This is a genomic window from Tsukamurella sp. USMM236, from assembly GCF_037148755.1.
Taxonomy (GTDB): domain Bacteria; phylum Actinomycetota; class Actinomycetes; order Mycobacteriales; family Mycobacteriaceae; genus Tsukamurella.
Window position 1 is genome coordinate 86,564 of sequence record NZ_JBBCSS010000002.1, and the last position, 26,465, is coordinate 113,028.

Below are 26,465 nucleotides of genomic sequence, written 5' to 3' on the forward strand. Positions count from 1 at the left end.
GCGTGGAACTCACGGATCTGGTCGGCGCCGCGGTCCGCGGCGGCCTGAGCTGGGGTGCGGACACGGTCGCCCGGCTGCGGCAGCACGCCGGGTTCGACGGTCCGCGGCCCTGTGACGGCCTGATCCTCGACATCGACGACACGCTCGTCGACACCGACGCCGCCCTGCGCACCGCCGCCCGGGCGGCAGCGCTCGAGGTGTGGCCGACGTCGAACGCCACGGTGCGCGAGCGCTTCGCGGAGCTCTTCCTGACCGATCCCGAGGGCGTCTTCGGCCGGTACACCGCGGGGGAGCTGCGCTTCCACGAGATGCGCAAGGCCCGCATCGCCGTCGCCGCGGAGCGGTCCGGGCTGCTCTGGGAGGCGCGTCGGTACCGCCGCTTCTGCAGCGGCTTCGACCCGGCCTTCGCCGCGGCGCAGCATCTGTTCTCCGACGCGATGCCGGCCGTGGCGGCCGCCGAGCGGTGGGGGATCGCGGTCGTCCTGCTCACCAACTCGTCGTCGCCGGCGACCCGGATGAAGCTCCAGGTACTGGGCGTCTCGGATCGGTTCGAGCGGGTGGTCACCACCGACACCCTCGGGATCGGCAAGCCGGACCCCAGCGTCTTCCTGCACGCCTGCGAACTGGCCGGGGCCGCCCCCGAGGCGTGCGTCGCGGTCGGCGACAACTACGCGAACGACGTGGTCGCCGCGCGCGACGCGGGGCTGCGGGCACTGTGGCTCGACCGGTCCGGCCGGGGCACCGGCGGGGAGCCGCCGACGATCCGCTCGCTCGCCGAACTCCCGGCGGCCCTCACCCGGGCGGTCTGACCTGTCGGTGGCCCGTGTTACAACTGCCCCCATGCTCACCGTGCACCGATCCGAACGCGGCGACGTCCTGCTGGACGCGCTCGCCGAGGTGCTCGCGGTGCCCGGCGCCGATCCCTTCGTCCCGGACCTGATCGCGGTCCCCGCCCGCGGGGTCGAGCGGTGGATCATCCAGGGCCTCGCCTCCCGGCTGGGCATCGCGGCGAACATCGACTTCCCCACGCCCGCAGCGCTCGTCGCGGACGCGGTGGGCGCCGCCTCGGGCATCGCCCCGGACCAGGACCCGTGGCGCGGCGAGCGGCTCGTGTGGCTGGTGCTCGCCGCGGTCGACGCGATGGCGTTCGAACCCGAGGGCGCCGTGCTGGCCCGGCACCTGGGCGTCGTGGCGGGGGGCGGCTGGGCGGACCAGCCAGGTCACCGGCCGCGCCGCCGGTACCCCACGGCCGAACTGCTGGCCGGCCTGCTCCGCTCGTACGGCGCGAACCGCCCCGGCATGCTGGCCGCCTGGGCGGCGGGCAACGACACCGACGGCCTCGGCGCAGAGCTGCCCGAGGACCTGGCCTGGCAGGCCGAGCTCTTCCGTCGCGTGCGGGCGCTGGCGGGCGTGCCCAGCCCCGCGGAGCGCCTCGAGGAGGCGTGCGCCCGGCTGCGGAGCGAGCCCGGCCTCGTCGGCCTGCCCGGCCGGCTCTCGGTGTACGGACCCACCCGGCTCCCGTCGGACCAGGTCGCGGTCCTCGGCGCCCTCGCCGCGGGGCGCGAGGTGCACCTATGGCTCCCGCACCCCAGCCCGGCCCTCTGGTCCGCGTCGTCCGACGGTGCGCCCGCCGCCGGCCCGGTGCCCGCGCCGGTGCCGCGCACCGCGGGCGCCGCGGCGGCGAACCCGCTCCTCGCGTCGCTCGGGCGCGAGGCCCGGGAGCTGCAGCAGCGCGTCGCGCCCCTCACGGACGCCGATCTGCACCACCCCGCGCCCGCGCGCCCCGCCACCCTGCTGGGCGCCCTGCAGGCCTCCGTCGCCGACGACGCGCCCCTGGCCGGCGATCACGTGCCCGACGGCTCGCTGGAGTTCCACGCGTGCCACGGCCCCGCCCGCATGATCGAGGTGCTGCGCGAGCGGCTGGTGCGGCTGTTCGAGGACGATCCCACGCTGCAGCCCCGGGACGTATTGGTCACCTGCCCCGACATCGAGACCTACGCGCCGCTGATCCGCTCCGCGTTCGGCCAGGCCGTGACCGGTGCCGCGGGCGATGCCGCCACGGCGCCGGGAGCGGAGCGAGCGGGCCGGATCGACGGGGAGCAGGTGCATCCCGCGCAGCGACTGCGGGTGCGGCTCGCGGACCGCGCGCTCCGGTTCACCAATCCGCTGCTCGACGCGCTGGTCACCGTCCTGGAGATCGCCGACGGCCGCGCCACCGTGGCGCAGGTCCTCGACCTCGCCGCCACCGAACCGGTGCGCCGGCGCTACCGCTTCGGCGACTCCGATATCGAGCGGCTGCGCGCCTGGGCGGGCCCGTCGGGCGCCCGGTGGGGCCTCGACGCCGCGGGACGCGAGCGCTACGGCCTCGGCGGCTTCCCGCAGAACACCCTCGCCACGGCCCTCGACCGCATCGTCCTGGGCGTCGTCGCGGACGAGTCCGAGGGCGAGTGGCTGGGCCTCGGGCTGCCGCTCGACGACGTGGACTCCACCGACATCGACCTCGTCGGCCGGTTCGCCGAGTTCCAGGGCGTGCTCACCCGCGCGAGCGCCGACAGCCGCGGCCGGCGGTCCGCCCGCGCGTGGGCGGAATCGCTGCAACGACTCCTCGGCGAGGTGGGTGCCGTGCCCGCCGCCGATTCCTGGCAGGTCACGCAGGCGGGCCGCGAGCTCACCGCCGCTCTGCGCGACGGTGCCGACCGCGACCTCACGCTCACCGAGGTCCGGGCGATGCTCGCCTCGCGGCTCTCGGCCAAGCCGACCCGCGCGAACTTCCGCACCGGCGAACTCACGGTGTGCACCCTGGTGCCGATGCGGTCGGTGCCGCACCGGGTCGTCGTGCTACTCGGGCTGGACGACGAGGTCTTCCCGCGCTCCACCCGCTACTCGGGCGACGACGTGCTGGGCCGCACGCCCTGCGTCGGCGAGCGCGACCCCCGCGCCGAGGACCGCGAGCTCTTCCTCGACGCGGTGACCAGCGCGACGGACCGGCTGCTCGTCTTCTACACCGGCGCGGACCCGGTCAAGGGCACCCGCCGCCCGCCCGCGGTCCCCGCCTCGGAGCTGCGCGACGCGGCGCAGGCCCTGCTCGCGGACCCGGCGGCCGCCGGGCTGGAGTTCCGGCATCCGTTGCAGCCCTTCGACCCCGTCAACTTCGACCCGGCGGCGTTCGGCCGGGGCGAGCCCTTCTCCTTCGATCCCGCGGCGTACGCGGGCGCCGTCGCCGCGCTGGCGACGCCCGCCGCCCCGGAGCCCTTCCTGGCCGCGCCGCTCCTCGCCTCCGCCGTGGAGGACGTCGACCTCGACGCCCTGGTGCGGTTCTGCGAGCACCCCGTCAAGGCCTTCCTGCGGCAGCGCCTCGGGTTCACGGTCCCCGACGCCGACGAGGAGCTCGCGGAGACGCTGACCATCGCCCCCGACGGCCTGCAGAAGTGGGACATCGGGGAGCGGATGCTGGCGTCCGCCCTGGCCGGCGTGCCGCCGGAGAAGTTCGCCGCCGCCGAGGTGCGCCGCGGCACCCTCCCGCCCTTCGCCCTCGGCTCGGCTGTGCTGGGCGACATCGGCGCCACCGTCGCCGAGCTGGCCCGCGTCGCGGGGCCGCTCATGACCGGCGCCGCGACCACCGTCGACGTGGCGGTCGACGTCGGGGACGGGCGCAGGCTCGTCGGCTCGGTGCCGGCCGTGCGACCCGACGGGGTGGTGCGCGCCTCGTTCTCCCGGCTCGCGCCGAAGCACCGGGTGGCGGCGTGGATCGCGCTGCTCGCGCTGGCCGGAGCGGGCCACGACGATGCCTCCGCCGTCGCGATCGGCCGGGCCAGGTTCCGCGGGGTGCTGACCTCGCGGCTGCAGGTACCGCCGGATCCCGCGGCGGTGCTGCGCTCGCTGGTCGACCTGCGGGACCGCGGGCTGCGCGAGCCGCTACCGCTGTTCCCCGCCGCGTCCGCGGTGTACGCCGAGCGGCGGCAGAACGGTGACGACCAGGCCGCCGCGACCGAGGCGGCGCTGCGCGCCTTCGACGACACCTTCGGTGATCAGGCGGACCGGTCGATCCGGTTCGCTCTGGGGGAGAACGCCTTCGCGGATGCGCAGGGCCCGCCGCACGACGGCGAGACGGGCTTCTCCTTCGAGCGCAGCCGGTTCGGCACTCTGGCCGCCCGGCTGTGGGTACCGATCCTCGCGTGTGAGGAGATGATCTGATGAGCTCGCGCGAACCCGTGCTGGGCGCGGTCCCCTTCGAGCTCACCGGCCCCCTGCCCGCCGGGCCCACCACCACGGTGCTCGAGGCCAGCGCAGGCACCGGCAAGACCTACGCCATCGTCGGGCTGCTGGCGCGGTACGTCGCGGAGGGCGTCGCGGAGCTGGGCGAGATGCTGCTCATCACGTTCTCCCGGGCCGCCACCCAGGAGCTGCGCGAGCGCGCCCGCGCCCGGCTGCTGTCCGTCGAGCTGGCCCTGCGCGACCCCGACGCCGCGTCGGGGTCCGAGGACGAGCTGATCCGCCACCTCGCCACCGGCGCCCCGGCCGAGATCACCGCCCGGCACCGCCGCCTGGTCACCGCACTCTCCGATTTCGACGCCGCCACCATCACCACCACCCACGGCTTCTGCCAGCGCATGCTCGACGCGCTGGGCCTCGCGGGCGACCTCGAGCCGGGCGCGGTCTTCGTCGAGGACGTCGACGATCTGGTGCAGGAGGTGGCGGAGGACGTCTACCTCGGCATGTTCGCCGGCCGCGAGCGCGCGCCTTTCTCCCTGGCGGACGCCCTGATCTACGCCCGCACCGTCGTCGCCAACCCGCGCGCCGACATCACGCCCGCCGACGCCGAACCCGGATCGGAGACGGGGATGCGCGTCGACTACGCGCGGATCGTGCGCCGCGAGGTGGATCGCCGCAAGCGGATGGGGCGCCTGCGCGACTACGACGACCTGCAGGGCCTGCTGCGCGACGCCCTCACGGACCGCGTGCACGGGCACCGGGCCTGCGCCCGGCTGCAGGCGCTCTACTCGGTGGTCCTCGTGGACGAGTTCCAGGACACCGACCCCGTGCAGTGGGACATCCTGCACGCCGCCTTCCACCGCACGAGCACGCTGGTGCTGGTGGGCGACCCGAAGCAGGCCATCTACGCCTTCCGCGGCGCGGAGGTCTACAGCTACCTCAGCGCCGCCACCACCGCGGACCGGCACCAGGCGCTCACCGTCAACCACCGCTCCGACGCACCCCTCGTCGACGCGCTGCAGCACCTGTACGGCGATGTCGCGCTGGGGGATCCGCTCATCGTGGCCGGCTCCGTCGAGGCGCACCGCCGCACCTCCCGGCTCGCCGGCGGAGCGCCGCTGCGGCTGCGTCACCTCGGGTCGAACGGCCTCGGCCCCAAGACCCAGTCGGGTACTCCCTATGTGCGGAACGTGCGGCCGGCCGTGCTCCGCGACGCCGCCGCCGACATCACCCGCACCCTCACGGCGGGGGAGCAGCTGGAGACGGCGCCCGGCGAGAGCCGCGCGCTCCGGCCCGGCGACGTCGCGGTGCTGGTGCGGAAGAACGCCCACGTCGCCGAGTTGCAGTCGCTGCTGCAGGACTACGGTGTGCCGGCCGTCGCCGCGGGCGGTGCCAGCGTCTTCACCACGGCCGCCGCCGTCGACTGGCTCCGCGTCCTGCAGGCGCTGGAGAACCCCGGCCGCAGCGACCGCGCTCGACTCGCCGCGCTCACGCCGCTGTTCGAGTTCACCGCCCGCGACCTCGACGAGCGCGGCGACGAGCTCGTCTCCGCGATCAGCGGCCGGCTGCGGACCCTCGCGGGCGTCTTCGCCCGCTCCGGCTTCGCGGCGATGTTCGACGCCCTCGCCACCCGCTCCCGCTTCGACGAGCGGCTCCTCGGCCGCGTCGGCGGCGAGCGGATGCTCACGGACCTGCGCCACGTCGCCGAACTGGTCCAGCACGCCACCGTGACGCTGGGCCTCGGCCTCGGCGCCGCCACCCGATGGCTCGCCGACCGCATCGCCGACCCGGGCCTGGGCGGCACCGCCGACCCCGCGCGCCGGCTGGCCACCGACACCGCCGCGGTCCAGCTGATGACCGTGCACGCGAGCAAGGGTCTGCAGTTCCCGGTGGTGTACCTGCCCTTCGGCTGGGACGACGGCTCCTTCGGCGGCAAGAAGACCTTCGTCTTCCACGACGAGAAGGGCGAGCGCCTCATCGACGTGGGCGGGGAGTACGCGCCCGGCTACGCCGAGCGGTACGCCGTCTCGCAGAAGGAGGCCGCGGGCGAGGAGCTGCGCCTGTTCTACGTCGGCGCCACGCGCGCGCAGTCCCGGCTGGTGCTGTGGTGGGCGCCCGGCACCACCACCCGCAGCTCGCCGCTGCACCGGCTGCTGTTCTCCGCCGACGTGGGCGGCGGCCGGATCCCCGCCGATCAGGCGCCGATCCCGCGCGACCCCGACGTGGGCCCGAGGCTGCGCGAGTGGGCCGCGCCCGTCGCCGCAGCGGTGTCGATCGAGGCGGTCGACCTCGCCGCGCCGAAGCCGGAGCCCTGGCGGCCCGAGGACCGGGCCTACCCGGCGCTCGAACTGGGCCGCGCCGCGCGCCGCATCGACCCCACCTGGCGCCGCACCAGCTACTCGGCGCTCGTCGCCGACGCGGCCCACGGCCCGGCCGAGGCGGCGCCCGACACCGGCAGCGAGCCGGAGGAGCCGGTCACCGACGACGAGCCGACCGAGGAGCCGATGGACGCGCCCGCCGAGGCGGGCGGCGCACCGTCGTCCTTGATGAACGGGCTGTCGGGCGGCGCGGTGTTCGGCACGCTCGTGCACGAGATCCTCGAGCACGTCGACACGGGAGCGCCGGATCTCGCGGCCGAGGTGCTGGCCCGGTGCCGCGAGGCGGCCGAGTTCGGCGCCACCCCGGACGATCCCGCGGAGGTGGCCGCCGCGCTGGTCGCGGTGCTGCACACCCCGCTCGGCACCGGCGACCTCGCGCACCTGACCCTCGCCGAGGTCGCGCCGGCGGATCACCTCGCCGAGCTGGACTTCGAGATCCCCCTGGGCGCGGACGACGGTGCCGCGGCCACCCTGTCGACGATCGCCGACTTGCTCGAGCGTCATCTCCCCGCCGGGGATCCGCTGGCCCCGTACGCGGAGCGGCTGCGCGAGGTGCCCGGCGCGGCGCTGCGCGGCTACCTCACCGGCAGCATCGACTCGGTGCTCCGCGTCGCGACGCCGGAGGGCCCGCGGTTCACCGTGGTCGACTACAAGACCAACCGGCTCGCGCGCGGCGACCTGACGACGGCCGACTACACCGCTGAGGCGATGGCGCGGGAGATGATCTCGTCGCACTACGTGCTGCAGGCCCTGCTCTACTCGGTGGCGCTGCACCGCTTCCTGTCCTGGCGCGTGCCCGGCTATTCGCCGGCCACGCACCTCGGCGTGGTCCAGTACCACTTCGTGCGCGCCATGATCGGCCCCGACAGCCCGCCCGGCGCGGGCGTCTTCGAGTGGCACCCGCCGGCGGCACTCGTCGTCGCGGTGTCGGATGCGCTGGCAGGGGGCGGGCGATGACCACGACGGAGCCGACGCTGCTGGAGACCTTCGCCGAGGCCGGGGTCCTCGGCCCCGCCGACGTGCACGTCGCCGCCACCCTGGGCCGCCTCGGCGGCGAGTCCGACGAGGCCGTGCTGCTCGCCGCCGCGCTCGCCACCCGCGCGGTGCGGCTCGGCTCGGTCTGCCTCGAGCTGTCCCGCCTGCGGGACGTCGCGGTCGACGGCGAGCGCGAGGTCGACGTGGCCGCCCTGCCCTGGCCCGAGGACGCCGCCGTGCTCGACGGTCTACGGCGCAGCCCGCTCGTGGTCGGCGCCGCGTCGGGGCCACTGCGCCCGCTGCGGCTCGTCGGCGACGAGCTGCTCTACCTCGACCGGTACCACCGGCAGGAGGAGACGGTCCGCGCGATCCTCGACGCCCGCGCCGGCGCCGCGCCCGGCGTGGACGCCGCGCGGCTGCGCGAGGGCCTGCTGGCCCGGTTCCCCGAGCCCGGCCCGGACCGGCAGCGGCTCGCGGCCGCGGCGTCGGTGCTCGGCCAGACGACGGTGCTCGCCGGCGGCCCCGGCACCGGCAAGACGTACACGGTGGCCCGGATCCTCGCGCTCCTCTTCGACCAGCACGGCCCGGACCTGCGGGTCGGCCTCGCCGCGCCCACCGGGCGCGCGGCGGCGCAGCTCGCGGGCGAGGTCCGCGCGCAGGGGGCGACGCTGGGTCTGCCGCGGGAGATCCCGGCGCAGACGATCCACCGCATGCTCGGTTTCAAGCCGGGCAACGCGAGCCGGTTCCGGCACGACGCGACCAACCACCTGCCCTACGACGTGGTGGTGGTCGACGAGACCTCCATGGTCTCGCTGACCATCATGTGCCGGCTGCTCGAGGCGCTGCGGCCGGACGCGCGGCTCATCCTGGTCGGCGACCCGGATCAGCTCGCGTCGGTCGACGCGGGCGCGGTCCTGGGCGACCTGGTCGCGCGCGGGGTGACGACGGCACCGTCGCCGGAGCTCGAGGCGCTCCTCGCCGACGAGACCGGGCGGCCCGGCGGCGAGGAGGCCGGCATCGACGACGCGGAGCTCGCCGACGCGCGCCGCGGCGTGGTGCGGCTGCGGCGCGGCCGCCGGTTCACCGGTGCGCTCGGCGATCTGGCCGACGCGGTGCGCCGCGGCGACGCGGACCGCGTCGTCGAGCTGGCCCGCGCCGGCGGCGACGGCGCCATCGAGTGGTGCGAGCCGGACGACCTCGCGGGCCTGCGCGCCGACGTGGAACGGGCGAGCGCGGTCACCGTCGGCGCCGCGCAGCGCGGGCACGCCGCCGAGGCCGCCACCGGGGTCCAGCTGCACCGCGTGTTGTGCGCACACTCGGAGGGGCCGTCGGGCGTCACCCGCTGGGCGCAGCTCGCCGAGGAGTGGGCGGGCGTCCGCGGCGGCGGCTCCGGCTGGTACGCCGGGCAGCCCCTGCTGGTGACCGCGAACGACTACGACACCAAGGTCTACAACGGCGACGTCGGCGTGGTCATCGCGCACGACGGCGACCCGGCGGACCTGCGCGCCGCCTTCGCCCGCGGCGGCGACGTCGCGCTGCTGTACCCGAACCAGCTGGTCGCGGTGCGCACCGTCTACGCGATGACGATCCACCGCAGCCAGGGCAGCCAGTACGAGGCGGTGTCCGTCGTGGTCCCGCCCGCCGACTCCCGGCTGCTCACCCGCGAGCTGCTGTACACCGCGATCACCCGCGCGCGGCAGCGCGTCCGGCTGGTCGGCGGCGAGGAGGCGCTGCGGGCCGGCGTCGAGCGGCAGGTGTTGCGGGCGAGCGGCCTCCGGGGAGACGCTGGGGTATGACCGAGCGCAGGCGCGTCCTGATCCAGGGGGCCGGGGCGGTGTCTGCTGCGGCCGGCGCGCTGCTGGCGGGGACCGGCGCCGACGTGCGGGCCGCGTCGCGTCGCGCCGACGTCCTCCTCACCGCCGTCGATCCGCGCGGCGTGGTGGCGCACGTGCCGGTGGTGCGGTACGCGGACGTGGAACCCGGCACCGTCGACCTTCTGATCCTCACGTCCGCCCCCGGCGTGCTCGACGACGGCGTCGCCACCACGCTGGCCGCGGCCCGGCCCGAGACGGTCGGCGTGACCAGCCCCGTGATCGGCGACGCCGCGGTCGCGGAGCGGATGTTCCCGGGCGCCGGCATCGCGACCCTCGCCCCGGGCCTGCTGTCCTTCGCGACCGCCCGCGGCACCGAGACCCGCGCCGAGTTCTGGGTGCCGCCGCTCGCGCCCGCCTTCGCGGCGGTCGCGGTGGAGGGCTCGCCGGGCCTGCCGCGCCGCCTCGCCGCGGAGTACCCGAAGGTGATCGGCCGCACGCCGGCCCGGGCTGCCGCGGCCGTCGGCGCGGCGATGGTGCCCTACGCCGCGGAGCTGGCGATCGTCGGCGGCGACTGGCCCACGTTCCTGCGACGGCTGAAGCGGCCGGGCCGGGCGATGGCAGAGGCGATGCGCGTCGACGTCGGGCTGCCGGCGCCCGCCCCGCCGCCGATCGTGGTCCGCGCGGTGCTGCGGCAGCTCTGCCGGACCGTGCCCTTCGACTTCCCGAAGTTCGCGGGCAACCACTTCGTCCGGCACGCCGACCAGAGCCTGCGCATCCTCGACGCCTGGCGCGCGATGACCCCGCGCGCCACACCCGCCCTGGACGCGCTCCGCGAGGACCTCGCCGCGGCGCTGTGACGCGGGCTATCCCGCGAAGACGGGGGTGGCGAAGACGAACAGCGCCATGAAAGCGAGGTTGATGAAGTAGGCGGCCTCGACCAGGCTCACCGTGATGAAGAAGGGCTGCAACAGTCGGGACGCCGCCTCGGGCTGCCGCGCGATGCCCTCCACCAGTTTGGCCCCGGCGGTGCCGTTGCCGATCCCGGCACCGATCGCGCCGCCCGCCATGATGAGCCCGCCGCCGCCGAGGGCGCCGGCGGTGATGATCGCGTTGACGAGGTTCTGATCGGCCATGGTGTGCCTCCTATCTCGGGTGGAACAGGTCGGTGATCGCCGCGGCGGCGCGGCCGGCGCCGTCCTCGGCGCGCAGGGCCGCGCCCAGGCGCTCGGCCGCAGGCCGGAGCTGTCCGACGGTGCGCAGCGCCCCCGTCAGGCCGTCGGCGGTGAGGGAGTGCCGGGGGAGCGGGGCGGTGCCGGCGCCCAGGCGGTGCAGGCGTCGGGCCCAGAAGGGCTGGTCCATGATCCCGGGCACCGGGATCGACGGTGCCCCCGCGTGCAGTGCGGCCGCGGTCGTCCCGGCGCCGCAGTGGTGGATCACGGCGGCGCAGCGGGGGAACAGCAGCGCGCGCGGCACGTCGTCGACGACGAGGACGTGCTCACCGACCGGTTCGAGCCCGGCCCAGCCGCGCTGCACGACGGCGCGCACCCCGGCCGCCGCGGCGGCTTCGGCGACGATCTCGGAGAGCGCTGCCCCGTTCGCCGTCGCGGTGCTTCCGAGCGTGACGGCGACGGGCGGCGGACCGTCGGACAGGAAGGCCTCGAGGTCCGGGCCGAGCGCGCCCACGGGCTCGGGGCGCAGGTATCCGGTGACGCGCACGTGCTCCGGCCAGTCGGTGGGCCGCGGGAGGACGTGCTCGCTGAACGGGTGGAGCACGGGCCAGGGCCGGTCGCGCTCCGCGCGCGAGGGTTTCGCGGGTAGGCCGAGGTCGCGGCGGAGCTCGGCGATCACCGGCGCGTAGACGCGCTCGGCGAAGCCGCCGGCCCACCAGACGAACCGGTTGCCCAGGCGCCCGTAGGAGCGCACGCCGAGCGCGGGCGGGCTGAAATCGCCGGTGGGGGAGGCGGGCTGGAACATCACGCCCGCACTGGGAACACCGAGCGCGGCGGCGACGTGCCGGCCGAGCAGCGCGCCGACGGGGCCCTCCAGCAGCAGCAGGTCGCTGCCCTCGGCGGCCGCGGCCATCGCCTGGCCGACGCCGTGCAGTTCCTCGCGCATCTCCTCGAGTGAGTCCTTCGAAGGGCGCATCCTCGCCCCGTCGACGAGGGCCTGCGCGGCGGGGGAGGCGAGCGTCGCCGCGCGGGTGTCCCTCGGCAGCGGCGCGTACGCGACGCCGGCGCCCGCGACCTCGGCGCGGTACGGCTCCTGCGCGGCGAGCACCACGTCGTGGCCGTCGGAGCCCAGCCGGCGGGCGAGCCCGGTGAGCGGCACGACGTCGCCGCGGGTGCCGAAGGCCAGGATCGCGGTCCTCATGCGCGCACCCCGCGGGTGAAGATCTCGACCAGGGTCTCGCCGTACGCAACGGGGTCGTAGTCGACGCCGATCGCTCCCAGCCGGGCGAGATCGGACGCGGCGCCGTCGAGGGCGCCACGCAGCGCCGAGCCCGCGCGCACCGGGTCGAGGTCGGCCCGGAACTCGCCGTTCTCGACACCGAGCGCGAAGATCGCCGCGGGGTCGAGCAGCGCGAGGTCGCCCTGGGGCGGGTTCGCCGCGGTGTCCTCGGTGACCGCCTCGTCGAACCGACGGCCGTCGGCCGTGCGGTAGGAGGTCGCGATCTCGCGCAGCGCGACGGTCGCGGCGCGGTGCTCGGACAGGAAGGTGGCGTTGGAGCGGATGTAGGCGGCGAGCTTGTCGGTGGCCGTCTCCGCCGCGGCGATCGCGGGCACGATGTACCCGGCCGCGACCGTGAAGACCGCGGTCGTGACCGCCGCCACCAGCTCGTCCTTGGTGCGGAAGTGGTAGAGCGCCACGGACTTCGCGATCCCGACGTGCTCGGCGATCTTCGCGACGGACGCCGCCGGGTAGCCGTGCTCGGCGATGACGGCGATGGCCGCGTCGACGAGCTGAGCCCGTCGCTGCTCGGACGTGAACGTATCTCTAGACCGCATGGTCTAAATATAGACCATGCGGTCTAGAGGCGTCCGGATCAGATGGCGCGCAGCGGGTCGTGCTCGGCCATGAGCTTGTCGATCCGGGCCTCGTCGACGCGGACGCGGACGCTGTCCGCCTCCTGCTGGTCGCGGATGACCTTCGCGAGGTTGAAGGTGCTGGTGATGAGGAACAGGGCCCCGACGAGCAGGAAGCCGCGCTGCCAGGTGTCGATGGGCAGGTAGAAGGCGCCGACGAGCAGGCTGCCCGACGAGACGGCGAAGGCGATCGCGGACTGGATGAAGAAGGCGGCGGTGGGCTTGGGCGAGGTTGCGATGGTGGTCATGCACACAGCGTGCCGCCCGCCGACCTGCACGGGATGAGTAGAACTACCCCTTCGCAGTGGGTACTTCGCGCTGTGAAAGCGGCCACACGATTGGGCGCGAACCGCGGCGGGCTGCGATTCTCATCTGAGAGTAGATCGACGGAGTTCTATCGCGGCGAAGGAGGCGGCATGACGACGGTCCTGGTGCTCGCGGTGCTCGCGCTCCTGATCGGCGGCGCGATCTGCGTCGCCGTCGCCGCCCCCGGGCGCCGCGCCGCGCTGCCCAGCCGGTTCCTCGTCGCCGTGCTCGTCGGGCTGGTCGTCGGCGAACTGGTCTCGATGCTCGCGCTCAACGGCGCGATCGAGGACCGGCTGCACGAGGACGCCGACCGCGCGGCGGCGTCGGCACCCGCGGTCCGCGCCGCACAGGCCGAGCTGGACGCCGCCCGCGCCGACCGGTCCGCCCTCGACACCGCGGTCGCGGAGGCCTCCACCCGGCGCGACCAGGCGCTCGTCGTCGCGCGCTGCGAGTACCGGCCGGGTCCCGCCTGCCCGCAGACCTCGATCACCGGCGTCCCCGGCCGGGGACCGGAGGCCCGCACCGCGAACGAGCGGCTCGCTTCGGCGCAGACCGACCTCGATCGCGCGACCGCCGCCCGGGCGAAGGACGCGCCCGGCCGCGACGCCCGCGTCGTGACCGCGCGGACCGAGGTCGCGGCCGCCCGGCAGGACGCCACCGCCGGGGCCGACGACGGCCTCGGCGCGCGCTGGGTCGCACTGAACGGCGTCACCGCGCATTCGCTCCCCGCCGCCGCGCTCCGGATCGCGATCGACCTCGTCTGCGTGGTGCTCGCCCTGCTCCCGCTGCTCCTGCGCCTGTGGCGCGGTGAGACCGTCCGCGACATCCGGCACCGTCGGGACCTGGAGAGCGAGCGCCTCGCCTCCGCCGCGCAGCTGGCCATCGAGCGCCGCGACCACGAGCGCCGCGTCGAGCTCGCGATCGCCGACGACCGCCCCACCGAGCTGCTGCCCGCCCTCGGCGGCGCGGCGGCCGGCGCAGCGGCGCTGGAGGCCGCCGGATTCGAGCCGGTCGCGGTGACCGCACGGCGCTACCGACAGGAGACCCCCGCCGTGAACGACGACTTCCTCCCCATCGCCGCCGCCGCGGAAGCAGCCAGCCTGGCCGCGGCGGGGCAGCCCGTCGCCGATGACACGCCGACGGGCGAGATCCCGGTGATCACGACCGAACCCGAAACCGCCGAGGAGACCGCCGTGCCCGACGAGACGAACCTGCCCGCCCGGGTCGCCGAGGCGGCCCCGGCGGTCCCGGCGCGCGAGATCGCGCACAAGCCCAATCCGTTCGTGCCGCCCGTGCTCGACGAGGCCGCGCGCACCATCGCCGGCTTCGTCCGGCCGCTCGTGCCGCCCATCGTCGCGCGCGTCCTGCCCGGCGGAGGCGGCGGCGAGACCCGCACGGTGCAGCAGTCCTACGAGGAGGTCGAGGAGGTCACCTTCGCGATGCGCCGCACCCGGAAGGTGGTCGTCGGCACCGTCGAGCAGAGCGTGCCGGCACCGTCGGCCGACGGTGCCCCGGGTCCCGTCGCGGCGCCGGCCCCGCCCTCGGCGCCCGGCGAGGAGCCGCTCGACGTGGCGCACGAGCCCGTCGCCGGACTACCCGGCGAGCGCGCGCGCGAGCTCGGCCAGGCGCGCGAGCTCCCCGGGAGGCAGTGACCGGATCGCGGGTGGCGCCGGGTCCTCCACGGAGGCCATGGCGTCGATGACGGCGCGTCCCGAGTCGGTGATGGTCACGACCTTCGCCCGACGGTCCTCGGGGGAGACGGTGCGTTCGACGTGCCCACGCGATTGCAGGTCGTTGACGGCGACGGTGGCGGCGGGCGCATCCATGTCCGCGAGGGCGGCCAGCTCCTTGAGCGTGAGCGAGCCGTAGCGGTCGAGGCGCTTGAGCGCCCGCAGCCGGCTGAAGGGCAGGCCGGTGCGCTCGACGACCGCGCGGCGCCAGTCCGAGCGGCTGTCGATGACGGCGTGGACGAGCAGGCTCCACACCTCGTCCGGGTTCTCAGTGGGCACCGGCCACCTCCTTCGTCTCGAGCAGCGGCGCGATCCGCGCCCGCGAGCGCTCCGCCCGGGCGCCGGTCGACAGGACGGCGAGCGCCACGACGACCAGCGCGAAACCCGCGACGGCCCACCAGAGCGTCGCGCCGGCGATGAGGCCGGACAGGGCGACACCCAGGCTGATGCCCAGCTGCCGGCTGGTGCTGGCGACGGCGGCGGCGGCGCCCGCTCGGTCGAGCGGCATTCCACTCACGGCCGAGTTGGTGATCGGCGCGTTGACCAGGCCGAAGCCGATGCCGAAGACCGCGAAGACCACCGCCAGCTCCGGCAGGGGCGTGCCCGCGTCCACCGTCGTCAGCACGACGGCCGCTCCCGTCATGAGGAGGCCCGCGCCGAGCAGCGAGGGCCGGGTGCCGAACCGTGCCACGAGCCGACCGGACACGGGGGAGGCGACGAGCACCGACAGCGCCATCGGCAGGAACATCAGGCCGGTCTGCACCGCGGAGAAGTGCCGCGTGTTCTGCAGGTACAGCGACATGGTGAACAGGAAGGCGCCGAAGCCTGCGAAGGCGCAGACCGCGGTGAGCGTGGCGGCGGAGAACGGGATGCTGCGGAAGAAGCGCAGGTCGATGAACGGCGACGGGTGCCGGCGCTCGTGAGCGAGGAACGCGGCGAGGGCGGCGACCGTCAGCGCGAACATCAGCGGTTCGCGTTCGATGAGGCCGAACACCGCCGTGAACATCACGGCGATCGCGAGCACCTGCCCGAGCGGGTCGATGCTGCGGGGCACGGCCGCCTTGGACTCGGGCACCACGGCGTACGTGAGCGCGAGCGCGACGGCGCAGATCGGCAGGTTCACCCAGAACACCGACCGCCAGCCCAGGGTGTCGATGAGGACGCCGCCCACGAGCGGCCCGACCGCCGTGGAGACCCCGACCACCGCGCCCCACAGGCCGATCGCGCGGGCGCGTTCGGACGGCTCGGTGAACACCGCCGTGACGATGGAGAGCGCGACGGGCGTGAGCATCGAGCCGCCCACGGCTTGGATCCCGCGGGCGGCGATCAGCACGTCGACGGTGGGCGCGAGGCTGCAGAGCAGCGAGCCCGCCGCGAAGACCGTGAGACCGATCCGGAAGACGCGGCGCCGCCCGAAGCGGTCGGCGGTGGCGCCGGAGAGCACCAACAGGCTGGCGAGCGTGAGCGTGTAGATGTCGACCACCCATTGCAGGTGGGTGACCGACGCCGCCATCTGCCGCCCGATCCCGGGGAGCGCGACGTTGACGATGGTCACGTCCATCGAGGAGATCAGCAGGCTCAGGCTGCACGCGACGAGGACGAGCGCGCGACGGCGCGGCCCCAGCCCCGAAACACTTGTAGGCATACAAGGATTATATGTCCATAACTAATAATGTGGGAACCGTCTCCGTTCGTGTACGCCCTATACGCAATCTTTGCTATACTGCAAACAGGAGATCCGAGCGCAGAGGAGGCGCCCGTGGTTACCGTTTTCGCAGTCTGTGCCGTCGTCGGGGTTCTGGTCCTGATCGCGTCACTGGTCCTGGGGGACTTCGAGGTCGGGGGAGTCGAGGTCGGCAGCGCCGACGCCGGCCTGCCCTGGCTCAGCGCGCCCGCACTGGCCGCCGCCGTCGGCGTCTTCGGTGTGGTCGGCTGGCCCCTGTCCGCCGGGGCGTCGCTGTCGACGCCCGTCGTCGTGGGTGCAGCAGCCGCCTCCGGCGTCGCCGCCTACGGGCTGCTCATGCTGGTGCTCCGCGCGATGCGCCGGGCGCAGACCGGCACCGTCGCGGGGCTCCGCGCCGCGGTCGGCACCATCGGCGAGCTCAGCATGGAGATCCCGGCCGGCGGCTGGGGCCGGGTGAGCTACGTCGACTCGGAGTCGGTGCGCGCCACCACGACCGCGATCCTCGTCGATCCCGCCGCCGTCGCGGCGGCGGGCGCCTCGGTGCTCATCGTGGACGTCGAGGGGGACCGCCTCGTGGTGCAGCCGCTCGAGACTCAGGCCTGATCACAAGCGCCGGGCCGTCGCGCCCGGCAGAGGGAGGGAATCAATGACCGTATCGATCCTGATCGCGGCCGGTGCCGCGGTGATCGTGATCCTGCTCGCCCTGTGGATCTTCTTCCACAACTACATCAAGTCGCCGCCCGACCAGGTGGCGATCTTCACCGGCCGCGGCGAGATGAAGGTCGTCCGCGGCGGCGCCCGCTTCAAGGTGCCCGGCCTCGAGCGCGTCGACTACATGCCGCTGCGCCCCTTCGAGATCCGGATCGCGCTGAGCAACGCCCGCAGCATCGACGGCGTGCCCGTCGAGCTGCAGGCCGTCGGCCTGGTGCGCATCGGCACCACCGACGAGATGACCCGCACCGCCGCCCAACGCTTCCTCACCGCCAACATGGCGGAGCTCGAGAACCAGATCAACGAGATCCTGGCCGGCAGCCTCCGCGGCATCGCCGCGACCATGACCGTCGAGCAGCTCAACAGCAACCGCGAGGCCCTGGCCCGCGGCGTGGTCGACGAGGCCGGTGGCGACCTGGCGCGCATCGGCATGGAGGTCGACATCCTCAAGATCGCCGGCATCGAGGACCGCAACGGTTACCTCGAATCGCTGGGCCAGAAGCGCATCGCCGAGGTCAAGCGCGACGCCGACATCGGCAAGGCCGAGGCCGAGCGTGACTCGCTGATCCGCTCCGCCGATGCCCGTCGCGCCGGGGAGATCGCACAGACCGAGGCCGAGACCGCGATCGCCGAGGCCCAGCAGGGCCGCGACGTGCGCATCGCGCAGCTCCGCGCCCAGACCGAGGCGCAGAACGCCGAGGCCGACCAGGCCGGCCCGCTCGCCAAGGCCAAGGCGGAGAAGGCCGTCGGCATCGCGCTGGAGGAGGCCGAGGCGGCCCGCGTCGAGGCCCGCACCGAGGTCGAGCGCAAGCGTCGCGCGCAGGCCGAGGCCTCGCTCGAGGCCGACGTGATCGCGCCCGCCGAGGCCGCGCGCCAGGCGGCGGTCGCGCGCGCCGAGGGCGACCGGCAGGCGGCGATCCTCGCCGCCGAGGCGTCCGCGGAGTCGACCCGCCTCGACGGCGAGTCGAAGGCGCAGGCCCGCAAGTCCGCCGCGGCGGCGCTCGAGGCCGAGCTGCGCGCCGACGCGGCCGGCAAGCAGGCGCAGGCCGAGGCCTTCAACCAGTACAACGCGGAGGCCGTCCGGCTGCTGCTCGCGCCGCAGGTGCTCGCCACCGTGGAGGCGTCGGTCCGCGCGCAGTCCGAGGCGACCGCCGCCATCGACAACATCAGCATCATCGGTGGGGGTCAGGGGGACGCCGCCGGTGGCCTCCTCGGCCTGTCGGGCCAGTCGGTCGCGTCGGTCGTGGCCGCGCTCAAGTCGCAGGGCATCGACCTGGGGCAGCTGCTCGGCGCCGCTCCGGGCGAGACCGTCGTGGTCGACGAGTAGCGACCGGTGAAGTCCGGCGATGCCGAGGCGCTCCGCCTCGCGGTGGGCCTGCTGGAGCAGCGACTCCAGCAGCTGCCCGCCGCGGGGCTGCGCGGCTCCGAGCTGTTCGTGCTCGCCACCGTCGAGGCGCTCGGCGTGGACGCCTTCCCGACGGCGATCGGGGACCGGCTCGCGATGAAGCGCTCGAACGTCTCGGTCGCGGTCGCCGACCTGCGGCGCCGCGGTTTCCTGCAGGGCGACGCCGACGGCTCCGACGGCCGGCGGCGGCCCGTCGCGCTGACGGACCGCGGGCGGGAGGTGCTGCACGCCCGGGACGCCGCACAGGACGCCTGGTTGGTCGAGACCGGCAGCGCGCAGCTCACCGCCGACGAGGCGGCCCGCTTGCGCGACGCGGTGCCCCTCCTCCTGCGCCTGGCCGCTGGCCCGGACGCATGAGAATCACTGCGAGCGCAACCCTTATGGCCGCCGCCGGGCGGCGATAATCTCGGCCTCGTGAGTGGTCTCTTCTCCTTCCCGAACCCGGTCAACGAGTACGCGGCCCGCGCGACGGCGGCGCTGGTGGTCGTCCTCGCGGTGGTCACGATCGTCGCCGGTCAGTGGTGGCTCTACGCCGCCCTGGCGATCGGCTTCGCGCTGCGCGTCGCCGGCGGGCCGCGCTATTCGCCCTTCGGCCGGCTGTCGGTGCACGTCATCGCGCCGAAGCTCGGTCCGGCCAAGCTGGTGCCCGGCCCGCCCAAGCGGTTCGCGCAGACCATCGGCCTCGTCTTCTCGACCGTGGCGCTCGTGCTCTTCCTGACGGGGAACACCGTCGCGGCCCAGGTCGTGCTCGGCCTGCTCGTGGTCGCCGCGCTGCTGGAGTCGGCGGCGGGCGTGTGCCTCGGCTGCATCGTCTTCGGCTGGTTGCAGCGCCGCGGCGTCATCCCCGCCTCGGTGTGCGAGGCCTGCGCGGGCGTGAACACCACTCCGCCCACCCTCTCGGTGCCGCAGTAGCGGTACCCACCGACGAAAGAACGCCGCCGCGGATTCCTCCGCGGCGGCGTTCGTCTGTCAGGGGTGCGTCGTTGAAGGACGTCAGATCTGGCCGACGATCTCCTCGGCCCACTCGACGGCCTTCTCGTCCACGTCGTCGGTGCCGGAGTTGTCGTGCTCGAAGCGGTCGCCCACCTGGGTGGCGCCCAGCCCCGTGAGGTGCTTGACGATGGTCTTGCCGCCGGCGTTGTAGGTGTCGACGTAGATGGTGTCGCCCAGGCCGAAGACCGCGAAGCGCAGGCCGGTGAGGTCGGGCGCGGCCTCGAGCAGGTCCTCGAAGAACTCGGTGGTGCCGGCGGGCAGCTCGCCCTCGCCGTAGGTGGCGCACGAGAAGACGTGGAAGTCCGCGGGATCCAGCGCGTCGATCTCGCCGTCCATCATGTCGTGCAGCTCGACGGAGCCGGCCTTGGCGAACACGTTGTACATGGCGTTCGCTGCGCCCTCGGCGGTGCCGGTCGAGGAACCGTAGAAGATGTGAACAGACATGGGACGAGATTCTAGCCAAGCCTCACCTCGTGGTGTGAGCTGCATCCTGTCGGTGTGACGTCCTAGGCTTGCCGCCATGCCTCACGCAACCCTGGCCGACGGTGCCCGGCTCGCCTACACGGTGCACCCCGCGGCGCCCGGCGCGAGCGGTCCCGGGGTGCTGCTGTTCGCCGGTCAGGCGCTCGCCGGATCGTCGTGGGCGCCGGTCGTCGACGACTTCCGCGCCGCCGGTCCCGTCATCACGTTCGACCACCGCGGCATCGGCGCGAGCGACGACGTCTTCCCGCGCGGGTGGAGCACCCGGGACTGCGCCGCGGACGCCCTCGCGGTGCTCGACGCCGCCCGCGCGGACGGCGCGATCGGCGACGCGCTCGACGTCTACGGCTTCTCCATGGGCGGCCGCGCCGCGCAGTGGCTCGCCGCCGACCAGCCCGGGCGGGTCCGCCGCCTGATCCTCGGCGCCACGACGGTCGGCGACGCCCACGGCGTCGCGCGCCCCAGCGAGGTGCTCCGCATCCTCGTGCGCTCGGACCGACGGGCCCTGCTGGAGCTGTTCTTCACGCCCGAGTGGCTCGCCGCGCACCCCGAGGCGGCCGAGGCGATCCTCGCGCAGCCGCGCTCGCTGCCCGCCCAGCGCGCGCACTTCGCCGCGAGCACCGACCACGACGCGGCCGCGGCCCTGCCGTGGATCGAGGCGCCCACGCTGATCCTGCACGGCGCCGACGACCGCATGTGTCCCGCCGAGAACGCCGAGATCCTCCGCGCCGGCATCGACGGTGCCCGGATGCGGGTGTACCGGGGCGTGCGGCACGGCTACCACCTGCAGGAGCCGGCGGCCACCGTCGACGCCCTGGACTTCCTCACCGCGCCCTGACCCGCCACTGCTACCGTCCATCCATGGCGGACTACGGCAGCTTCCAGGACGGCATCTACGCGGAGGGGCTGCTCGCGAAGCACCGCCACTTCCCCTACACCTTCAGCGATCTCGAGGCCCGCGCGCAGCAGGTGCTCGACCACTCCCTCTTCGACTACGTGCGCGGCGGCGCCGGCGACGAGACCACGCAGGACGCGAACGTCACCGAGCTGCGGCGCTACGGCTTCGTCCCGCGGATGCTCCGCGACCGCAGCGTCCGCGACCTGTCGACCACGTTCCTCGGCGCCGAGCTCGACGCGCCGCTCATCCTGTGCCCGGTCGGGGTGAACGGCCTGGTCCACGAGAACGGCGACCTCGAGGTGGCTCGGGCCGCCGCGGAGCTGAACGTGGCGGCGATGTACTCGACGCTGTCGGAGGCGCCGCTCGAGGAGATCGCCGACACCCGCGGCGACTCCTTCGCCGCCTTCCAGCTGTACCCGACCAAGGACGACCAGCTGACGGACAACCTGGTGCGCCGCGCCGACAAGGCCGGCTTCGACGCGCTCACCATCACCCTCGACACCGGCAGCCTGGGCTGGCGGCCGCGGGACCTGCGGAACGGGTACATCCCGTTCCTGCGCGGCCGCTGCCTCGCCAACTACCTCACCGACCCGCGGTTCATCGAGCTGTGCGGGGTGGACAACCCGCCGCCGCTGCACGCGGGGATCGTGTGGTCGTCGCTGTTCAGCAAGCCCACCTTCTCCTGGGACGACGTGGCCCGCATCCGCCGGATCACCGACCTGCCGATCATCCTCAAGGGCATCTGCCACGCCGAGGACGCGCGGAAGGCCGCGACCGAGGGCGTCGACGCGATCGCCTGCTCCAACCACGGCGGCCGCCAGGCCAACGGCGGGCTGCCCGCCGTGAGCCACCTCGAGGGCGTCCTCGACGCGGGCCTGCCCGTCACCTTCGACAGCGGCGTCCGCGACGGCGTCGACATCCTCCGCGTCGTCGGCCTCGGCGCGACGCTCGCCGGCATCGGCCGCCCCTACGTCTACGGCCTCACCCTCGGCGGGGCGGCGGGCGTCGAGCACGTGCTCCGGTCGATGCTCGCCGAGGCCGACCTGACGATGGCCGCGGACTGCCTGACGACCCTCGCCGACCTGCACGTCGTCAAGCGGTGACCGGCGCCGGCGTCGATTTCGACTGGTTCGGCTTCGAGGACGCGGTCTGCGCCGAGCTCCGCACCGTCGCGCGGGCGCTGGTCTACCAGGCCGACGGTGAGCTGCCCTACGCGTACGCGCTGACCACCTTCTACGCCGAGCGGGGCGGCGTGATCCTGCTGCCCCACCCGGCGCTGGGCACCGTCGAATCCGTGCCGCCGCACGAGCTCTGGGACCCGCCCGCGTGGCCCCGGCGCGACGACGCCTGGGCGCGGCGCCCACCGCTCGACGGCTGGCAGGACGCCCTCAACCACGCCGTCGAGGGCCTCGACGACGCGGCGTGGAGCGCGGCGTACGCCCGCTACGGGTACGCGCTGCTCGGGGCGATGCGCCGCGCGAAGGCGGAGCTCGTCGCGGAGGACGCCCTGCCACGGGAGACCGTCTGCCTGCTGGACGACGAGGACGGCGAGCTGGTCGTGAAATCGGCGTCGGAGCAGGAACTTCGGGGGTACTGGGCGGCCCGCGGGGAGTAGCCTCCTTGCAATGACGTTCTCGACGTTGGCGCTGGTCACGGCGCTGGGGCTGCTGGGCCCGTTGCTCGCCGCGAAGCAGTCGTGGCACCTGCCCCTGATCTTGGGCCCGATGCTGGCGAGCGTGGTCTTCGGCGCGACGGGCTTCCGGGTCCTGGATGCGACCGAGCCGACCTTCGCCTTCCTCGCCGACATCGGCTTCGCCATCGTCATGTTCGTCGCCGGGACGCACGTCCCGGTCCGCGATCCGGCGGTGCGCGCGGCGCTGGGCGCGGGGGCGATCCGCGCGGCCGCGGTCGGCGTCATCGCCGCGATCCTCGGCACCGCGCTGTCTGCGGCCTTCGATACCGGCCACGCCGCGCTGTACGCGGTGCTCATGGCGTCGTCATCGACGGCCGTGGTGCTGCCGATCATCAACTCCAACCACCTCACCGGCAAGCCGGTCCTGGCGCTGACCGCGCAGGTCGCGATCGCCGACACCGTCTGCGTCGTCGCGCTGCCGCTGGTCATCGACCCGCCCACGGCGGGACGGGCGGCGCTCGGCGCGCTCGCGGTGGGCGGCGCGGCGTTCGTGCTCTACCTGATCCTGCGGTGGTCGGAGAACAGCGGACTGCGCGACCGGATCGAGCAGTTCTCGGAGGAGCGCGAGTTCGCGCTGCAGCTGCGGATCAGCCTCGTCGCGCTGTTCCTGCTCGCCGCGATCGCCACCACGATGCACGTCTCGGTGATGCTCGCCGGCTTCGCGCTGGGACTCGCGGTCTCGTCGGTGGGCGAGCCGCGGCGGATGGCGGCGCAGCTCTTCGCGCTCGGGGAGGGCTTCCTGGCGCCGCTCTTCTTCGTCTGGCTGGGCGCGCGCGTGAATCTGCGCGACCTCGTCGAGCACCCGTCGTTCATCCTGCTGGGCCTCGCTCTCGGCTTCGGCGCGATCGGTGCGCACGTCGCGATGCGGTTCGCGGGCCTCCCCATCCCGCTGGGCGTGCTCGCGGCCGCGCAGATCGGCGTGCCCGTCGCCGCCGTCACCGTCGGTGAGCAGATGCACCTGTTCGCCGCGGGCGAGGGCGCCGCCCTGATCCTCGGCGCCCTCGTCACCATCGGCGGCGTCGCCGTCGCGGCGGGACCTGCGGCTAGCTCCGCAACGATTGCTCCACCCGGGTCAGCGTCGTCCGGAGCGCCTCCGGCGCGTCCGTCGTGAAGATCGCCGTCTCGCCGGAGTCCTTCACGACGGCGTCATGGACCCGCTGATCGTGGTACAGAGCGGCGAGCGCGGTGTAGTCGCCGGTGCGGGGATCGTTCTCGCGGGCGGCGAAGACGTTGATGTACTGCGCCAGGTCGGGGCGGCGCGGATCGTCGGTGTAGATCGAGTCCTTGCTCGTGAGCCCCAGTTTCACCGCGAAGGTGTCGTCCACGAAGCCGGCGTCGACGCTGTCGAGCGCCGGGCCGATCTGGGTGGGATCCAGCGTGACGAGCGTGACCTTGGACCGCGCTCGATCCACGTCGGCGAGTGAGGACTGCCAGGTGCCCGCGCCGTCGCGGAAGGTCACGAGACCGGCCGCCTTCAGGCTGAGCAGGGGACGGATCTGGTTCGCGGGGTTGTCCGACAGGGCGATCGTCGCTCCCTGCGGCAAGGCATCGATCGACCGGTGTCGCTTCGAGTACAGCTGCAGCGGGTAGATCTGGGTGGCGCCGACCGGGGCCAGGCGGACGGTGTTCTTGACGTTGTACGCGGCGAGGTAGCGCACGTGCTGGAACTGGTTGAGGTCGATGGATTCGTCGGCGAGGGCGGGGTTCGGGGCGTTGTAGTCGGAGAAGGAGACGAGCTTCACGGTGTAGCCGTGCTCCTTCGCGACGTCGGTGAACACCTTCCAGTGGGGTTTGCCGACGTCGACGACCCCGAGCTTGATCTCGTTCGACGGGGTGTCGCTCGCGCAGGCGGTGGTGCCGACCGCGGTGAGGGACAACAGGACTGCGAGGATGGCGGTAGCCGTTCGTTTCACGAGGGACCAGTGTGCAGCGCCTTTCGCCGCGCGGAAAGGTTTGCGGTCAGGGTGATCCCGCGCCCCTCAGCCGCGTGCGTAGTCCACGATCACGGGAGCGTGATCCGACAGTCGCTCGTCGGGGGAGGGTTCCTTGTCGACGACCACCGACTGCGCCGTGCGGGCGAGGCGCGGGGTCGCCAGCTGGTGGTCGATGCGCCATCCGACGTCCTTGGTGAAGGATTCGCCCGCCCAGCTCCACCACGACAGCGGTCCGGGCCGGTCGCCGTGCAGCGTGCGCACCACGTCGACGAGCCGGCGCGGCCCCAGTTGCGCGCCCAGCCACTCCCGCTCCTCCGGGAGGAAGCCCTCCATCTTCTGCGCGGGCCGCCAGTTGGTGACGTCGTGCGGCAGGAGCGCCAGGTTGAGGTCGCCGAGCAGCAGGAACTCGCGCCCCGCGGCGAGCGCGGCCCGGCGGTTGCGGTCGAGCTCGCGCGCGAAGGCGTCGAGGAAGCGCATCTTCCGGGCGTGCTTCGCGCCGCCGTCCGGCACGTCCCGCATGTTCCCGGGGCGCTGCAGGTGCGCGGGCAGCCCGCCCTTGGGCAGGTACAGGCAGGCCACCGTCAGGCCGGGGAGGTCCACCTCGACGTACCGGCCCTCGTGGGCGTACTCGGCGAGCCCGCGCGCGCGGGGCGGACTGCTCGCCCAGGTCCGCACGTCCGACGGTGCCTCCCGGCTCAGGATCGCCACCCCGTTGCGGCCCGGGATCGAGCCGCAGTCGACGGCCGCGTGATAGCCGGGGAACACGCCCACCTCGGCGGGCGGGCAGCGCAGCTCCTGCAGCGCCAGCACGTCCAGCCCGCGTCCCGCGAGCCAGTCGTCGAAGCCGCGGCGGCGCGCCGCCCGGATCCCGTTGACGTTGAACGTGCCGATCCGCAGCGCGGTCGGCGCCGTCAGGGCGCGGTCGCCGTGCTCGAGGGGTCGATCAGGATCTTGGCGTGCACCTCGGGGTCGCCGAGCGCGTCGAACGCGGTCTCCACCCCGCCGAGCCCGACGGTGCCCGTGACCAGCGGCTTCACGTCGACCTTGCCGCTCGCCATCATGTGCAGCGTGTCGTGGAACTCGCCCGGGTCGTAGCCGAAGACGAACCGCAGGTCGATCTCCTTGTTGCCGGCCAGCGCGGGCATGATCGTGTCGGGCTCCATGCACACGCCGACGACGATCACGCGGGTGCGCAGCGGTGCGGCCTCGATGATCGAGTTGATCATGCCGGGCACGCCCACGCACTCGAAGACGACGGGACCGGACGGGGTCTCGCCGATCTTGTCCGCGAGGCGGAAGACGTGCCACCACGGCACGGGGCCGGGGACCAGGGTGAGCTTGTCCATCGTGCTCACGCCCAGCTTGAAGAGGTCGCTGGCCTTGCGGATCTCGTTGCGGGGCTGCTTGTAGGCGTCCCACGGCTGCTGCTCCCGCGGGTCGACCACCACGTGGGCGCCCATCTGCGTCGCGAGGGCGCGGCGCCCGGGGGAGAAGTCGCTGGCGATGATCTTCTTGACGCCCGAGGCGCGCAGCATCGAGATCACCGCGAGGCCGATCGGGCCGCAGCCGATCACGATCGCCGTCTGCCCGCGACCGACCTCTGCGCGGCGCACCGCGTGCCAGGCCACGGCCATCGGCTCGGTGAGGGCGGCCTCCTCGTCGGAGAGCTTGTCGGGCACCGGCATCGTCATCGACTCCTGGACGAGCACCTGCTCGGCGTACGAGCCGGGGGACCGCTCGGACAGTCCGACGAGCTGCGGCTCGCTGCCGACCATCAGCGTCGGCAGGGACACGACGCGGGTGCCCACCGGCCACCGCTTGCGACAGCCCGGCCCGTACTCGGCGACGGTGCCCACGAACTCGTGGCCCATGACGATGCGCTGGTCGGTGCGCATGCAATCGGGGTAGCCGGCCTTCGCGGCGAGGTCCGCGACGAGGTCGGCGTGGTGGCGGGCGTGCAGGTCGGAGCCGCAGATCCCGGTGCGGGTGACGTTGAGCAGCACCTGCCCGCGGGCGGGACTCGGGGCGGGGAGTTCTTCGACGGTCAGGCGGCCTTCGGTGCACACGACAGCTTTCATACGTTCGAGAATAATCGCTGCCCCCGAGGAGTCGGTTTCCCCCACCGGGTGGGTGCTATGAGCCCCCTCACCTTCCCGTGTGTTGCGATCG

At 74.2% G+C, this 26,465-nt stretch carries 24 protein-coding genes; 14 read left to right on the forward strand and 10 right to left on the reverse strand.

Annotated features, from left to right (window positions below; all coding sequences use genetic code 11):
* Nucleotides 1-2: 2 nt before the first annotated feature.
* From WFK95_RS06235 to WFK95_RS06255, 5 genes are read left to right on the forward strand one after another with little or no spacing between them, the layout of a single operon-like run.
* Nucleotides 3-809, forward strand: coding sequence for an HAD family hydrolase (locus tag WFK95_RS06235; protein ID WP_224650786.1), 807 nt, complete (start codon nt 3-5; stop codon nt 807-809).
* Nucleotides 810-840: 31 nt separating this feature from the next.
* Nucleotides 841-4,194, forward strand: coding sequence for an exodeoxyribonuclease V subunit gamma (recC, locus tag WFK95_RS06240; RefSeq protein WP_336670185.1), 3,354 nt, complete (start codon nt 841-843; stop codon nt 4,192-4,194).
* Nucleotides 4,194-7,547, forward strand: coding sequence for a UvrD-helicase domain-containing protein (locus WFK95_RS06245; protein ID WP_336670186.1), 3,354 nt, complete (start codon nt 4,194-4,196; stop codon nt 7,545-7,547). The genes recC and WFK95_RS06245 overlap by 1 nt, the downstream gene beginning before the upstream one ends.
* Nucleotides 7,544-9,361, forward strand: a complete 1,818-nt coding sequence (gene recD / locus WFK95_RS06250) for an exodeoxyribonuclease V subunit alpha (protein WP_336670187.1) — start codon at nt 7,544-7,546, stop codon at nt 9,359-9,361. Before WFK95_RS06245 ends, recD begins: the two co-directional genes overlap by 4 nt.
* Nucleotides 9,358-10,236 carry a hypothetical protein gene (locus WFK95_RS06255; RefSeq protein ID WP_336670188.1) on the forward strand — a complete coding sequence of 293 codons (879 nt, stop codon included), beginning with the start codon at nt 9,358-9,360 and terminating at the stop codon, nt 10,234-10,236. The genes recD and WFK95_RS06255 overlap by 4 nt, the downstream gene beginning before the upstream one ends.
* 6 nt (nt 10,237-10,242) lie before the next feature.
* Here WFK95_RS06255 and WFK95_RS06260 read toward each other — a convergent pair whose 3' ends face one another.
* The 4 genes from WFK95_RS06260 to WFK95_RS06275 are packed head-to-tail and all read right to left on the reverse strand — an operon-like array spanning nt 10,243 to nt 12,710.
* Entirely contained in the window at nt 10,243-10,512 is a 270-nt protein-coding gene (locus WFK95_RS06260; RefSeq protein ID WP_224651818.1) for a F0F1 ATP synthase subunit C, read from the reverse strand.
* A 10-nt stretch (nt 10,513-10,522) separates the two neighbouring features.
* Nucleotides 10,523-11,749, reverse strand: coding sequence for a glycosyltransferase (locus tag WFK95_RS06265; protein WP_336670189.1), 1,227 nt, complete (start codon nt 11,747-11,749; stop codon nt 10,523-10,525).
* A complete protein-coding gene (locus WFK95_RS06270) occupies nt 11,746-12,384 on the reverse strand; it encodes a TetR/AcrR family transcriptional regulator (RefSeq protein WP_336670190.1) in 639 nt (212 codons plus the stop codon). Before WFK95_RS06270 ends, WFK95_RS06265 begins: the two co-directional genes overlap by 4 nt.
* Nucleotides 12,385-12,422: 38 nt before the next feature.
* The gene (locus WFK95_RS06275) at nt 12,423-12,710 is read right to left on the reverse strand and encodes a YiaA/YiaB family inner membrane protein (RefSeq protein WP_336670191.1); all 288 of its coding nucleotides are present in this window, start codon (nt 12,708-12,710) and stop codon (nt 12,423-12,425) included.
* Between the two features lie 168 nt (nt 12,711-12,878).
* On the opposite strand from WFK95_RS06275, the gene WFK95_RS06280 reads away from it, so the two are divergent.
* The gene (locus WFK95_RS06280) at nt 12,879-14,420 is read left to right on the forward strand and encodes a DUF4407 domain-containing protein (protein ID WP_336670192.1); all 1,542 of its coding nucleotides are present in this window, start codon (nt 12,879-12,881) and stop codon (nt 14,418-14,420) included.
* On the opposite strand, the gene WFK95_RS06285 is transcribed toward WFK95_RS06280, so the two are convergent.
* Nucleotides 14,361-14,777: a MarR family winged helix-turn-helix transcriptional regulator gene (locus WFK95_RS06285; RefSeq protein WP_224651827.1), complete on the reverse strand. Its 417-nt coding sequence runs from the start codon at nt 14,775-14,777 to the stop codon at nt 14,361-14,363. The genes WFK95_RS06280 and WFK95_RS06285 overlap by 60 nt on opposite strands.
* Nucleotides 14,767-16,143 carry an MFS transporter gene (locus WFK95_RS06290; protein ID WP_336670193.1) on the reverse strand — a complete coding sequence of 459 codons (1,377 nt, stop codon included), beginning with the start codon at nt 16,141-16,143 and terminating at the stop codon, nt 14,767-14,769. Before WFK95_RS06290 ends, WFK95_RS06285 begins: the two co-directional genes overlap by 11 nt.
* Before the next feature lie 114 nt (nt 16,144-16,257).
* Here WFK95_RS06290 and WFK95_RS06295 point away from each other — a divergent pair, with 114 nt between their 5' ends.
* From WFK95_RS06295 to WFK95_RS06310, 4 genes are read left to right on the forward strand one after another with little or no spacing between them, the layout of a single operon-like run.
* Nucleotides 16,258-16,785: a hypothetical protein gene (locus WFK95_RS06295; RefSeq protein WP_224651836.1), complete on the forward strand. Its 528-nt coding sequence runs from the start codon at nt 16,258-16,260 to the stop codon at nt 16,783-16,785.
* 43 nt (nt 16,786-16,828) lie between these two features.
* On the forward strand, nt 16,829-18,220 hold the full coding sequence (locus WFK95_RS06300; RefSeq protein ID WP_336670194.1) for a flotillin family protein: 1,392 nt from the start codon (nt 16,829-16,831) through the stop codon (nt 18,218-18,220).
* A gap of 6 nt (nt 18,221-18,226) precedes the next feature.
* Nucleotides 18,227-18,655: a MarR family winged helix-turn-helix transcriptional regulator gene (locus tag WFK95_RS06305; protein ID WP_336670195.1), complete on the forward strand. Its 429-nt coding sequence runs from the start codon at nt 18,227-18,229 to the stop codon at nt 18,653-18,655.
* Between the two features lie 57 nt (nt 18,656-18,712).
* The gene (locus tag WFK95_RS06310; protein ID WP_224651841.1) at nt 18,713-19,210 is read left to right on the forward strand and encodes a DUF4395 domain-containing protein; all 498 of its coding nucleotides are present in this window, start codon (nt 18,713-18,715) and stop codon (nt 19,208-19,210) included.
* Nucleotides 19,211-19,291: 81 nt separating this feature from the next.
* On the opposite strand, the gene WFK95_RS06315 is transcribed toward WFK95_RS06310, so the two are convergent.
* Complete coding sequence (locus WFK95_RS06315; RefSeq protein WP_224651843.1) at nt 19,292-19,735, reverse strand: flavodoxin domain-containing protein; 444 nt, start codon at nt 19,733-19,735, stop codon at nt 19,292-19,294.
* Nucleotides 19,736-19,811: 76 nt separating this feature from the next.
* On the opposite strand from WFK95_RS06315, the gene WFK95_RS06320 reads away from it, so the two are divergent.
* Genes WFK95_RS06320 through WFK95_RS06335 form a run of 4 tightly spaced genes read left to right on the forward strand, consistent with a single transcriptional unit; the run spans nt 19,812 to nt 23,473 of the window.
* Complete coding sequence (locus WFK95_RS06320; RefSeq protein ID WP_336670196.1) at nt 19,812-20,609, forward strand: alpha/beta fold hydrolase; 798 nt, start codon at nt 19,812-19,814, stop codon at nt 20,607-20,609.
* Nucleotides 20,610-20,632: 23 nt separating this feature from the next.
* Entirely contained in the window at nt 20,633-21,772 is a 1,140-nt protein-coding gene (locus tag WFK95_RS06325; protein ID WP_336670197.1) for an alpha-hydroxy-acid oxidizing protein, read from the forward strand.
* The gene (locus WFK95_RS06330; protein ID WP_224651850.1) at nt 21,769-22,284 is read left to right on the forward strand and encodes a hypothetical protein; all 516 of its coding nucleotides are present in this window, start codon (nt 21,769-21,771) and stop codon (nt 22,282-22,284) included. Before WFK95_RS06325 ends, WFK95_RS06330 begins: the two co-directional genes overlap by 4 nt.
* Nucleotides 22,285-22,294: 10 nt before the next feature.
* Nucleotides 22,295-23,473 (forward strand): cation:proton antiporter, encoded by a 1,179-nt coding sequence (locus WFK95_RS06335; protein WP_336670198.1) that lies wholly within the window; start codon nt 22,295-22,297, stop codon nt 23,471-23,473.
* Here WFK95_RS06335 and WFK95_RS06340 read toward each other — a convergent pair.
* The 3 genes from WFK95_RS06340 to WFK95_RS06350 form a co-directional block, all read right to left on the reverse strand.
* Nucleotides 23,406-24,275 carry a MetQ/NlpA family ABC transporter substrate-binding protein gene (locus WFK95_RS06340; RefSeq protein WP_224651852.1) on the reverse strand — a complete coding sequence of 290 codons (870 nt, stop codon included), beginning with the start codon at nt 24,273-24,275 and terminating at the stop codon, nt 23,406-23,408. The genes WFK95_RS06335 and WFK95_RS06340 overlap by 68 nt on opposite strands.
* 66 nt (nt 24,276-24,341) lie before the next feature.
* Entirely contained in the window at nt 24,342-25,193 is an 852-nt protein-coding gene (locus WFK95_RS06345) for an exodeoxyribonuclease III (protein ID WP_224651855.1), read from the reverse strand.
* 14 nt (nt 25,194-25,207) lie between these two features.
* Nucleotides 25,208-26,374 carry a zinc-binding dehydrogenase gene (locus WFK95_RS06350; RefSeq protein WP_336670200.1) on the reverse strand — a complete coding sequence of 389 codons (1,167 nt, stop codon included), beginning with the start codon at nt 26,372-26,374 and terminating at the stop codon, nt 25,208-25,210.
* Between the last annotated feature and the right edge of the window lie 91 nt (nt 26,375-26,465).